General features: G+C 70.1%; 11 protein-coding genes and 1 tRNA gene. 9 read left to right on the top strand and 3 right to left on the bottom strand.

What is annotated here, in order from left to right; translation table 11 throughout:
- The first annotated feature begins 231 nt into the window (after positions 1–231).
- Together cysS and rlmB are read left to right on the top strand one after the other, a co-directional pair.
- Positions 232–1,647, top strand: coding sequence for a cysteine--tRNA ligase (cysS, locus tag JM949_RS27930; RefSeq protein ID WP_203151186.1), 1,416 nt, complete (start codon positions 232–234; stop codon positions 1,645–1,647).
- Complete coding sequence (rlmB, locus tag JM949_RS27935; RefSeq protein ID WP_203151187.1) at positions 1,647–2,777, top strand: 23S rRNA (guanosine(2251)-2'-O)-methyltransferase RlmB; 1,131 nt, start codon at positions 1,647–1,649, stop codon at positions 2,775–2,777. The genes cysS and rlmB overlap by 1 nt, the downstream gene beginning before the upstream one ends.
- Before the next feature lie 50 nt (positions 2,778–2,827).
- Here rlmB and JM949_RS27940 read toward each other — a convergent pair whose 3' ends face one another.
- Complete coding sequence (locus JM949_RS27940) at positions 2,828–3,415, bottom strand: hypothetical protein (RefSeq protein ID WP_203151188.1); 588 nt, start codon at positions 3,413–3,415, stop codon at positions 2,828–2,830.
- A 167-nt stretch (positions 3,416–3,582) separates the two neighbouring features.
- Complete coding sequence (locus tag JM949_RS27945) at positions 3,583–4,674, bottom strand: ABC transporter ATP-binding protein (RefSeq protein ID WP_203151189.1); 1,092 nt, start codon at positions 4,672–4,674, stop codon at positions 3,583–3,585.
- Positions 4,675–5,024: 350 nt separating this feature from the next.
- Between JM949_RS27945 and JM949_RS27950 the strand changes: the two genes are divergently transcribed.
- The 5 genes from JM949_RS27950 (at position 5,025) to JM949_RS27970 (ending at position 9,097) form a co-directional block, all read left to right on the top strand.
- A tRNA-Thr gene (locus tag JM949_RS27950) sits at positions 5,025–5,101 on the top strand.
- 814 nt (positions 5,102–5,915) lie between these two features.
- Complete coding sequence (locus JM949_RS27955; protein WP_238434020.1) at positions 5,916–6,746, top strand: helix-turn-helix transcriptional regulator; 831 nt, start codon at positions 5,916–5,918, stop codon at positions 6,744–6,746.
- Positions 6,747–7,538: 792 nt separating this feature from the next.
- Positions 7,539–7,940 carry a helix-turn-helix domain-containing protein gene (locus JM949_RS27960; RefSeq protein WP_203151190.1) on the top strand — a complete coding sequence of 134 codons (402 nt, stop codon included), beginning with the start codon at positions 7,539–7,541 and terminating at the stop codon, positions 7,938–7,940.
- A 35-nt stretch (positions 7,941–7,975) separates the two neighbouring features.
- Entirely contained in the window at positions 7,976–8,395 is a 420-nt protein-coding gene (locus tag JM949_RS27965) for a VOC family protein (RefSeq protein WP_203151191.1), read from the top strand.
- A gap of 66 nt (positions 8,396–8,461) precedes the next feature.
- Positions 8,462–9,097 carry a histidine phosphatase family protein gene (locus tag JM949_RS27970; RefSeq protein ID WP_203151192.1) on the top strand — a complete coding sequence of 212 codons (636 nt, stop codon included), beginning with the start codon at positions 8,462–8,464 and terminating at the stop codon, positions 9,095–9,097.
- On the opposite strand, the gene JM949_RS27975 is transcribed toward JM949_RS27970, so the two are convergent.
- Positions 9,085–9,648 (bottom strand): hypothetical protein, encoded by a 564-nt coding sequence (locus JM949_RS27975; protein WP_203151193.1) that lies wholly within the window; start codon positions 9,646–9,648, stop codon positions 9,085–9,087. The two genes, JM949_RS27970 and JM949_RS27975, sit on opposite strands and share 13 nt — an antisense overlap.
- Before the next feature lie 169 nt (positions 9,649–9,817).
- On the opposite strand from JM949_RS27975, the gene JM949_RS27980 reads away from it, so the two are divergent.
- Positions 9,818–10,585: an enoyl-CoA hydratase/isomerase family protein gene (locus JM949_RS27980; RefSeq protein WP_203151194.1), complete on the top strand. Its 768-nt coding sequence runs from the start codon at positions 9,818–9,820 to the stop codon at positions 10,583–10,585.
- Between the two features lie 120 nt (positions 10,586–10,705).
- Positions 10,706–11,577, top strand: an 872-nt coding sequence (locus JM949_RS27985; protein ID WP_407664835.1) for a serine/threonine-protein kinase, incomplete at its 3' end; no start/stop codon positions are given.

The following is an 11,577-nucleotide window of genomic DNA, read 5'->3' on the forward strand; positions in this document are numbered from 1 at the left end:
CCTGCGTCGGACCGTGCGGCGCCTGCCGCCCGCGCCAGCAAGCCCCGCGTCGGCCCGTGCGGCGTCGGCCCGCCCCGCGACAGCCTGGCCTGCGACCGTTTTGGCGGCGTCGCGGGGGGTGCGGGCGGGGCTGGACGGAGTATCACCGGAGCGTGCGGTCGCATCCACGTCTGGCAGCGTACGACCCGGCACCGGCAGACCCGGACAGGCACGGACAGCTACCCTTGTGCGGTGACGCTACGCCTGTATGACACCGCCACCCGATCGGTGCGGGACTTTGTTCCGCGGGAAGCCGGCAAGGTGGGGGTCTACCTGTGTGGTCTCACCCTTCAGGCACCGCCGCACATCGGTCATCTTCGCTCCGGCGTCAACTATGACGTGCTGCGACGTTGGCTGCTGGCCGCCGGTTACCAGGTCACCTTCATTCGCAACCTGACCGACATCGACGACAAGCTCCTGGTCAAGTCGGGGGAGCAGGGCCGGCCGTTCTGGTCGATCGCGTACGCCAACGAGTTGCTGCTCGCGGAGTCGTACCGGGCGTTGAACGTGCTGCCGCCGACCTACGAGCCCCGCGCCACCGGGCACATCCCCGAGATGCACGAGCTGATCGTGAAGTTGATCGCGGACGGGCACGCATACCCGGCCACCGACGGCTCCGGCGACGTCTACTTCGACGTGGCGTCCTGGCCGGCGTACGGGTCGCTGTCGGGTCAGTCGCCGGACGCCATGCAGTCCGCCGGTGACGCCCCGGACCGGGGTAAGCGGGACCCGCGCGACTTCGCGCTCTGGAAGGGCGCCAAACCGGACGAGCCGGCCGACGCGTACTGGCCGTCACCGTGGGGGCTTGGCCGACCCGGCTGGCACATCGAGTGCTCGGCGATGTGCTGGCGTTATCTCGGCCCGGAGTTCGACATCCACGGCGGCGGCCTGGACCTGACCTTCCCGCACCACGAGAACGAGGTCGCCCAGTCCAAGGCGGCCGGGCTGCCGTTCGCCCGCTACTGGGTGCACCACGGGCTGCTGAGCATCGGCGGGGCCAAGATGGGCAAATCCGCCGGCAACGCCCTCGATCTGGCGTACGTCGACTCGCTCGGGGTGCGGCCGGTGGAGCTGCGCTACTACTACGCCGCCGCGCACTACCGCTCGGTGATCGACTACTCGGAGGATTCGCTCCGTGAGGCGGCCACCGCGTACCGGCGGATCGAGGGTTTCGTGCAGCGGGCGGCCGAGCGGGTCGGTGCCGGGCAGCCTGGTGAGCTGCCGGCGGGCTTCGTCGCGGCGATGAACGACGACCTCAACACGTCCGCCGCGCTGGCCGTGCTGCAACAGCACCTTCGGGACGGCAACACCGCGTTGAGCACCGGTGACGATGTGACCGTCCGCACCACCCTGGCCGTGGTGCGGGCAATGCTGGATATCCTCGGGATCGACCCCCTCAGCCCGGCCTGGACCGGTGGCGGACGATCCGACGATCTACGTGCCGTGGTGGACTCCCTGATCGCGCTGGCCCTGGAGCAGCGTGCGCAGGCCCGGGGCCGCAAGGACTGGACCGCCGCCGACGCGGTACGTGACCAGCTCAAGCTGGCCGGCGTGGTGGTCGAGGACACCCCCCAGGGCCCCCGTTGGACTATTGGAGAGCAGGACTGATGGCCGGCAACTCGCAGCGCCGTGGCCGGCGACTGACGTCGAAGGCAAGCGCCCCCAAGGGCTCCGGCGGCAAGAACAAGGACTCGCTGGCCGGGCGGGGCCGGACCCTGCCCGCCGACGAGCGGCCGTGGCACAAGGGCTACTCGGGCACCGAGAAGCTGCCCCAGCGCACCGCCTGGAAGCAGGACAAGGAGCGCCGCGCGGCGGCCGAGGAGGGGCGCGCCCCGAAGATCGGCCAGCCGGGCAGCAAGGACACCACCTGGGGCAGGGGCGGCGGTCGGGGCGTACCGGTCGGTCGGGGTGCCACCGGCGGTCGGGGCGGCAAGCCCACCGGGCGGTCCGGCCCCCGGGTCACGCCGGGGCGCAAGTCCAACCCGTCGAAGGACACTCCCGAGCTGCTGGTCGGGCGTAACCCGGTGCTGGAGGCGCTGCGCGCCCTGGTGCCGGCGACGGCGCTCTACACCGCCCAGGGCATCGACATGGACGACCGGACCAAGGAGATCATCCGGACCGCCGCCGACCGGGGCATCGCCAACCTGGAGATCAGCCGGGCCGAGCTGGACCGGATGACCGGCGGGGTGCTGCACCAGGGTGTCGGGTTGCAGGTGCCGCCGTTCGCGTACCAGCCGTTCGAGGACATGGTCGCCGCCGCCCTGGAGCAGCAGGCCCCGCTGCTGGTCGCGCTGGACGGCGTCACCGACCCGCGCAATTTGGGCGCCGTGATCCGGTCGGCCGCCGCCTTCGGCGCGCAGGGTGTGTTCGTACCCGAGCGGCGTGCCGCCGGGATCACCGCGACCGCCTGGCGGACCAGTGCCGGCGCGGCGGCGCGGGTGCCGGTGGCGCAGGTGACCAACCTGACCCGGTCGCTGAAGGCGTGCCGCGACGCCGGCTTCATGGTCGTCGGCCTGGACGCCGACGGCGACACCGACCTGTACGACCTGGAGGCCGCGGTCGGGCCGCTGGTGGTGGTGGTCGGTTCCGAGGGGCGCGGTCTCTCCCGGCTGGTCGGGGAGACCTGCGACCTGACCGTCAGCATCCCGATGATCTCCGAGGTCGAGTCGCTGAACGCCAGCGTGGCCGCGGCGGTCGCGCTGGCCGAGGTCGCCCGCCGGCGCTCCGTCGAGCTGTAGAACAGGTCGAAGCCCCCTCCCGCCCCCGTGCGCGGGAGGGGGCTTCGTCGTCAGATCTGGTGGGTCCACGCGACGAAGAGCACCGCCCCGGCGAGCGCCATCAGCAGCACGGTCGGCAGCAACCAGCGCGGGCTGGGCTCCCCGTCCAGGCTCCGGGTCAGCCGCTGGTGCACGGCGGCGATGCCGATCAGCGCGGCCAGCCCGGCGGCGGCCAGCGCCAGGCCGACGAGGAAGTGCGCCAGCCACGCGCCGCCCCGGCTCGGACCACCCCAGGAATTGTCGTAGGGGCCCTGGTCCACCACGCCGTACAGCACGCCGCGTAGCACCATCAGCACCTCGACGCCGAGCGGCAGCAGGGCCACCGCGCCGACGAGCAGGCTGAGCAGCGCGTGGCCGAGCACCGCGTCCGGGCCGGGCCGCCGGCCGGGCGCGGCCGTGGGTGGCATCCCGAGCAGTCCGGTACGCAGGGCCCGCCAGCGGGCGACGGCGGAGCCAGCGCCGCCCAGCGGGACGGTCACCAGCGCGAACACGGCGACCGGGACGAGCGTCGCGCAGTAGGCGAGGCTGCGGCCGGCGAGACGGGCGGTCCGGTACGGCCGGGTACGGATGTGCGGTTGAGTGGTGGCGATGGCGGGCACGGCGTCTCCTCGGGTTCGGAATGCCGTGACGGTACGAACGCGGCCGGCCGTGCCGGATCACCCCACAGGGCCATTCCCGCGCTGGCTCCACCGGGTGACAACCCCCGCCGGTACGACAGAAGGGGCGGCCCGCCGAAGCGGACCGCCCCTTCCGGTACGGCGTTACGTCAGATCCGGCTACCGGTGGAGGCGTGGAAGACGTGGCTGCGGCCGGCGACCGGCTTGACGAACACGGTGTCACCCATGTTCGGCATGTGGCGCCGGTCGGTGCGGACGACGAAGCGCTCCGAGTTGCCACCCAGCGCCGCGTGCCCGTAGACGTTGGCGTCCGAGCCGAGGTCCTCGACCAGCTCGACCACGACCGGCATGCCGCCCTCGGTCGGGCTGACCAGCTCGCAGTCCTCCGGGCGGAAGCCCACGGTGACCTTGCCGTCGCCACCCTCGGCGCGGGCCGCCTCGACCTGCTCCCGGGTCAGCGGGATGTTCAGCTCGGCGAACTCGGCGCCCCGCTCGTTCAGCGGAACGGTCTTGATGTTCATGGCGGGCGAGCCCATGAAGCCGGCGACGAACACGTTGGCCGGGGTGTCGTAGAGCGCCCGCGGGGTGTCCACCTGCTGGAGGACACCGTCGAGCAGCACCGCGACCCGGTGACCCATGGTCATGGCCTCGACCTGGTCGTGCGTGACGTAGACCGTGGTGACGCCCAGCTTGGCCTGGAGCGACGCGATCTGGGTACGGGTCTGCACCCGAAGCTTGGCGTCGAGGTTCGACAGCGGCTCGTCCATGAGGAAGACCTGCGGCTCGCGGACGATCGCCCGGCCCATCGCGACCCGCTGACGCTGACCACCGGAGAGCGCCTTCGGCTTACGGCTGAGGTATTCCTCCAGCTGGAGCAGCCCGGCCGCCTCCTTGACCCGCCGGTCGATCTCCGACTTCGAGGTCTTGCGCAGCTTCAGGGCGAACGCCATGTTCTCGTACACCGTCATGTGCGGGTAGAGGGCGTAGTTCTGGAAGACCATCGCGATGTCGCGGGCCTTCGGGGGAAGGTGGGTGACGTCCCGCTGGTCGATGTAGATCGAGCCGGCGTCCACGTCCTCCAGGCCGGCGAGCATCCGCAGGCTGGTGGACTTGCCGCAACCGGAGGGGCCGACCAGGACGAGGAACTCGCCGTCGCCGATCTCGAGGTCCAGCTCGTTGACGGCGGGACGCTCTTGGCCCGGGTAGACCCGGGACGCCTTGGAATAGGTGACCGTAGCCATGGTGAAGCGCTTCCTTTCACCGGCAGGAACGTGCCGGACGATCCGAGTGAAGGAGCGACCGGCACGTGTCCGTGCCGGTCATCGGACGGCGCTCGGTCGCGGAGGCGCCCGGTCGTCGTCCGTGTCAGTGAACCGTAAACGCGTTTCTCCGTGCTGCCAAGGTCAGGGTCGCGCCGAAGACGACGGCGGCCTACGCATTCCGGTCACTCCGGCACGGTCGGACATCAATCGACACACGCTTGAGCGTCGCGCGGCCGAGCGGGCGTCGGGTTGTTGACGTTTCCCGTGCTCGGGAGGCCTCGCCAGCGGGATATCCGGATGTCAGTCGCTATGCTGACGTCGACACACGCGCCCCTGTAGCTCAGCTGGCCAGAGCACTCGCCTTGTAAGCGAGATGTCGCCGGTTCGATCCCGGCCGGGGGCTCCAATTCCATCAGGCTTTCCCCGGAGGGGTGCCGCCACGAGTTCGACCGGTTGACCGCAACGGCACACCACCAGAGCTTGCCGAGCGCCTGGCGCATGGCGTCGAGGATGGCGTGACGCGTAGACCTTGAGCGTGATCTTCACGGCGGCATGCCGGGCGGTGGCCTGGACGACGTGCCGCGGATTCCCGGCTGCATCAGCCGCGATACGACTGTGTGCGGTAGGTCCGACCGGCGTGCGGTAGGTCAGACGCACGATGCCTCCGCGTCGAAAGACACGGAGGCATCATGACCAACGGGTGATGCGACCTTGGGGCCAACCATTAGTCACATCTGTGCAGAGCCTTGCTGGCGCAACCCTGGGGTCGAGTCAGCTCACTTGCTCACGGCGGCAACGATGCATGACATGGCGGCCCAAACACAAACCCTCGGCACGTAAGTCAGCCACGTTTCGCCTGTTCGAGCAAGAAAGCAGCTCAAGGATCCACCTGGCGAGGTCGCACGAAACTAGCGTATCGTGCTGCCTGGCTAGCACGATACTAGGAGGGCTGCGTGTCCCCCGACTACTCCCCCAGGCGCCCTGGGCTGTGCCTTGTCTGCGGTGACCCCCTGCCGCCTGCCGAGACCACCGGCCGGCCCCGTGTCTACTGCTCCGCCACCTGCCGATCGGCCGGCCGTCGCGAGCGGGAGCGCCGGTCATCCTCCAGCGTAGCCGGCCCGGCGGAGCGCGGAAGCGTGGCTTCTCTCGTTCAGGAAAATGCCCGTCTCAGGTCCACAATAGATGACCTGATGCGGAGGCTGGTGGCACGAGATCAGCGGATGAGCCTGCTCGAGCGGCGACACGCCACGATTGATGCCGAGAATGATCGGCTACGCAAGAGCATCGAGAGTGAAATCGCGCGTGATATTCGGAATCGTCAAGAATCCGAGATGCAGGAGCGAATGGAGGCAGAGTTCGAAGGTCGGGTCGTTGTTGAGGTAATGAGGCGGGTGCGGACCGCGCTGGGTGCGCCCAGTTCTCTCGTGCTCTATGCCGACACGCCGGTCGCCAGTCGCTCTTTGGTGTCGTTGGCTCGTCGATTCGGTGTACTGAACAATGTGCGGGCGGTATTCAACGAGGCTGGTGCGCTGGAGGCGGTCCGGGCGCTCCCGCGAGCCACCGTGCTGATAGACGCGAGCGGTGACCTTAACGTCGGGGAGTTGGTCCGCGGGATAAAGGACGTGGACCAAGAATGTGTGGTCATTGTTCTGGGGGTCAAGTCCACGGGGGACGCAAGAGCGGCGGTGCAGAGCGGAGCGAAGGGTGTCATTCGACATGGCTGGTACAGCGAACTCGAGCTTTCGGCGCGCCTTCTCGTAAGTTTGATGAACGATAAATCCTCTGCTGAGCGGCCGATGCTCACGGTCGGCGTGCCTGCTCCTCCGGGCAGATCCTCTGTCCTCAATCCCGGTCACGCGAGCCTGTCCGAACGCGAAGTCAGAGTCCTGATAGGTCTGTCCCAGGGGAAGGGCAATGCCGAGATTGCTCGTGACCTGTGGATCTCTGACGAGACTATCAAGACCCACGTGCGACGAATCTTCAAGAAGCTGGGCGCGAGGGATCGGGCGCACGCGGTCGCCCTGGCCTATCAGAACGGCTATTTCAAGTGAAACGGGCAAAATGGGCCTAGTGCGCTAAATGCCTTACTGGGCTTAACTTCCCACTAGCCGCGTACTGGAAGAATCGGTCGAGATCTTTCCCATAAGGTGGGAAGGTTTTTCGGAACTTGCCCCCGGCTCGGGTTTCCGGGAACATTTCTCCGGGATCACTCCTCGACGCAAGTCGCGGGGCCTGGACGTTAAGGCTGAAAGCTTCTCGGGTTCTCGGTGTTGTTGGCGGCGGGCCGCCGGCGGAACGCCAGGACGAGGATCGCGAGAAGTTGATGGCGGAAGACGAACAGAACCCGCGCGGGGAGAGGCGGGAACGTGAGGGACACTCTGAAGCCGGGGGCGGTGACTCCTCGGAAGATGGTGACCCTGGCGGTGCTGGCTCTCTTCAGCAGCGAGGCCGCGAGTCGGCTGAAGTTTGGGCCGGGGTGCGGTCGATAGCCGAAGCGTATTCGCTGGTCGCGACCCTGAGGGGTCGTGAGGATCATGCGACTGCGGTTCGGGTTATCGTGATCCTGGGTGATGTGATCTGGGGGCCAAGGTAGTACAACCATTGGTCACATCTGTGTAGAGAGGGAGGAGTCCGGCTGCCGCGCCGGCGGGTCACCGCCGTCGGTCAGGCACCGGGCTCCTTCTGCGTGTGGGGTCCAGGCGTCGAGGCGAGCAGCGGAGCGGCTGCCGGCAGCAACCGCGACACCGGGTGGGCGTCGTCCCTGGCTGCCCGGCGCGCTCACCGACCGGACGACGAGTGCCGGCGGTAGCCTGGGGCCGGGCACTGACCGGGGGCGGGAGCGGATGAGTCGGGCGGTGGAGGAGTCGAACCGGGCGATGTTGCGAGCCCGGGACGCCATGGACCGGGCGTACGCCGAGCCGCTGGACATCCCCGCGCTGGCCCGGGTCGCGCACGTCTCCGAGGCGCACTTCATCAGGACCTTCCGGGCCACGTTCGGCGAGACTCCGCACCGCTACCTGCAACGCCGCCGGGTGGAGCGGGCGATGACGATGCTGGTCGAGACCGACCGGGACGTGACGGACATCTGCTACGCGGTCGGCTTCGCCAGCCTGGGCACGTTCAGCCGGACCTTCCGGCAGATCGTCGGTGAGTCGCCCTCGGATTTCCGGCGGCATCGCGTCGCTTCGGCCAACGTGCCGTCGTGCTTCACCAAGGCCTGGACCCGACCCAGCAGTTTTGGATAAGCGGCAGGTCAGGGCCGGCGTCTAGCGTCATGGGCATGACGATGAACGCGATCAGCCGCTCCCAGATCTACGTCCTCGACCAGGACGAGGCGCTCGATTTCTACGTGAACAAGCTCGGCATGGAGGTCAACACCGACCAGGATCTCGGCTTCATGCGGTGGCTGACGGTCAACCTGCCCGGCGACCCGGAGCGGGAGATCCTGCTGGAGAAGCCGGGCCCACCGGCGTTGGACCCGGCCACCGCCGGGCAGGTCCGCGAGCTGCTCACCAAGGGCGCCCTGGGTGGCTACCTCTTCATGACCACTGATGACGCCCACAAGACGCACGAGGATCTGGTGGCGAAGGGCGTCGAGATCACCGACGAGCCGACCGAGCGCCCGTACGGGATCGACTTCGGCATCCGGGACCCGTTCGGCAACAAGATCCGCATCGGCCAGATGTTCCCCCGGGCATAGCGAGGTCGACGACGAGCCGGGAGGTGCGGGTCCAACCGCACCTCCCGGTGTGTTTGGGTGTGCGCCATGCCGACCCGGTTGCTGTACCTGACCCGACATGCCGAACAGGATCTGCCCGACTCCGCTGTCGAGGAGCCCGACTCCGGCCTGTCGGAGCGGGGCCGGCGGCAGGCCACCCTGCTCGGCGAACGGCTGCGCGGCCATCGGTTCGCCGCCATCCACCACGGGCCGCTGCGCCGGGCCGCGCAGACCGCCGAGCTGATCGCGAGGTCGCTGCCCGAGGTTCCGGTGTACGAGACGGAGCTGGCCGGCGACCACCTCCCACACGACACGGATCCGGCCGGCCTGCCGCCCGCGTACGCGACATTCCTCGCGAGTTTCTCGGCGGCTGAGCGGGCCGACGGGCCGCGGGTGACGGCGGCGGCGGCGCGGAGGTTCGCCGGCCCGGTCAGCGGGGGGTCTGCCGGCGGCGAGCCATTCCGCGAGTTGGTCGTGACGCACACCTTCCTGATCGGCTGGCTGGTGCGGCACGCGCTGGACGCGCCGGAGCGGCGGTGGCTGGGCCTGAACGCGCACAACGCGGGGCTCACCGTCATCAGGTACACCCCGGCCGGGCCGCCGAACCTGCTCGCCGTCAACGACGTGGGCCACCTGCCGCCGGAACTGCGGGGCACCGGCCTGCCCCCGGACTACCTCTGGTAGGTGCCGGTGGCCCGCAGCAGCAGCTTGACCACCGCCTGGGTGGTCGGCGGAGCGCTCGCGTCGGCCGGGCAGTCGGCGTACCCGCTCTCGCTGTTGCCGACGGTGAGCCGGTAGTGCATCACGTCCGAGCAGGTGGTCGGTTTGCTGGGTGCGCCGGCCTCGACGGCCAGCCTCGGGTCGGCGGCCAGCCCGGTCAGGCTGCCGTGGTCGGCGGGGCTGAGCTTGCCGCTGCGCCGACCGCCGGCCCGGTCCACCACGGTCCACCGGCCGTCCGGTTCGACGGTGATGGCGTCACCACGCCCGGTGAAGCCGCCGGTGATCTTCAGCGCCACCCGGGGAGCCGCGCCGCCCGCCCGGGGACTGACGGTGGCGATGGTCGTCGGCAGGGGAGCGCCCGTGGCAGTGCCGGTAGCGGTGGTGGCCGGGGCTGTGGCCGAGGCGGTGCCCGGGGGCGTGGCCGAGGTGGTGGACGCTCGGTCGTCGCTGGTGCAGCCGGCCAGAAACGTGGCCAGGAGCGCGATCGTGACGGCGGCCGTCGATGCGGGTCTCATGTCCGTCGGACGCGCGGCCCCGGGCGTTGGTTCCCGTCGACGTCGGCACCCGAGCCTTCTGGCAATCTTGGACAGTTCCCGTCAGCAGCTGACGAGAACTGTCAAGATTGCTTCGGCGGTGCGCCGATGCCAGCGCGGCGTCGCATCGGTGGCGTGGGGAGGAGCGGACATGTCGGATGCGGAGTTGACCGTCGAGGTGACCGGACCGGTCGCGACAGTGGTGATCCACAATCCGGCCCGGCGCAACGCGATGACCGCCACCATGTGGCGTCAACTCCCCGAACTGCTCGACCGGCTGGAGCCCGACCCCGACGTACGGGCATTGGTGCTGACCGGCGCGGGCGACGCCTTCTGCGCGGGCGCCGACCTGGGCGACCTGGCCGAGCTGTTGGACGCCGGCGACGCGAGCATCGCGGTGGCCGCCGAGGAGCGGCTGGCGCGGTTCGCCAAGCCGACCATCGCGGCCATCCGGGGCGCCTGTGTCGGCGGTGGCGCTCAGCTCGCCGTCGCCTGTGACCTGCGGATCTCCACGGACGACGCCCGTTTCGGCGTACCCCCGGCCCGGCTCGGCCTGGTCTACCCGGCGCCGACGACCCGGCGGCTGGCCCGGCTGGTCGGCCCGTCCGCCGCCAAGCATCTGTTGTTCACCGCCGAGCTGATCGACGCCGAGCGGGCCCTGCGGATCGGCCTGGTCGACGAGGTGTTGCCGGCCGACCGACTCGCCCAGCGGTTGGACGACCTGACGGCGACGATCGCCCAGCGGTCGCCGCTGAGCGTCGCCGCCGCCAAGGAGATCGTCGACGACCGGGCCGGACCGGCCCGGGTCGCCTGGTGGCACCGGAAGGTGACGAGCAGCGGCGAGGCGCGGGAAGGGGTGGCGGCGACAGCCGAGCGCCGCAAGCCTCGTTTTGCCTGGCAGGCACCGACGGGCGACTGACCGCCGGCGTTTCCGCCTGCGCCTCCGGGCTGGGCCCGAGCTGCGATCCGGCGCGGCACCCATTGCGATACCTCGATCCCGGCTGCCCCGCCCTCAGGTCCGTACGGCAGGCTGTCAGTCGTGCAGCGTGATCAGTTGCTTGCGGGCCGCTATCGGCTCCTGGAGCGCCTCGGCAGTGGCGGCATGGCGGTGGTGCACCGGGCGTACGACGAGGTGCTCGAACGGGACGTGGCGGTGAAGGTGCTGATCGCCTCGGATGCCAACGCCCGCCAACGGATCAGGGGCGAGGCCAAGGCGGCGGCCCGGCTGTCGCACCCGCACGTCACAAGCGTCTACGACTACGGCGAGTCGTCGCTGGACGGTGTCGAGGTCCCGTTCGTGGTGATGGAGTTGCTCGGCGGTCGCACCCTCGAACAACGCCTGGTGGCGGGGCCGTTGCCGCCCCGCGCCGCGCTGCGGGTGTGCGCCGAGGTGGCCGCCGCGCTCGCCGCCGCGCACGATCAGGGTCTGGTGCACCGCGACATCAAGCCGGGCAACGTGATGCTCACGCCGACCGGGGCCAAGGTGCTCGACTTCGGCATCGCGGCGGGTGCCGGTGAGCCGGAGATCGACTTCGAGGGGCGGCTGTTGGGTACGCCCGCGTACCTGGCACCGGAGCGGTTGCTGGCGGGCGAGGTGCTACCGGCCAGCGACGTGTATGCCCTCGGTCTGCTGCTGTACCGGGTGCTCACCGGCCGGCTGCCCTGGCCCGCCGAGGCGCAGAGCGGGATGCTCCGCGCGCACACGCCCGTGGAGCCGGCGCCGCTGCCCCCGATCGACGGCGTACCGCCCGAGGTGAACCGGCTCTACCGCTGGTGTCTGGCTCGTGACCCCGCCGACCGGCCGCCGGCCCGCGAGGCGGCCCGTACCCTGCTCGCGGTGGTCAGCGGGGCCGCCGCCGAGACCGCCGCCGCCGGTGCCGGAACGCCGGCGGCCGCCGCTGCCGAATCGGT

The sequence above is a fragment of the Micromonospora tarensis genome (assembly GCF_016803395.1).
Lineage (GTDB): Bacteria > Actinomycetota > Actinomycetes > Mycobacteriales > Micromonosporaceae > Micromonospora > Micromonospora tarensis.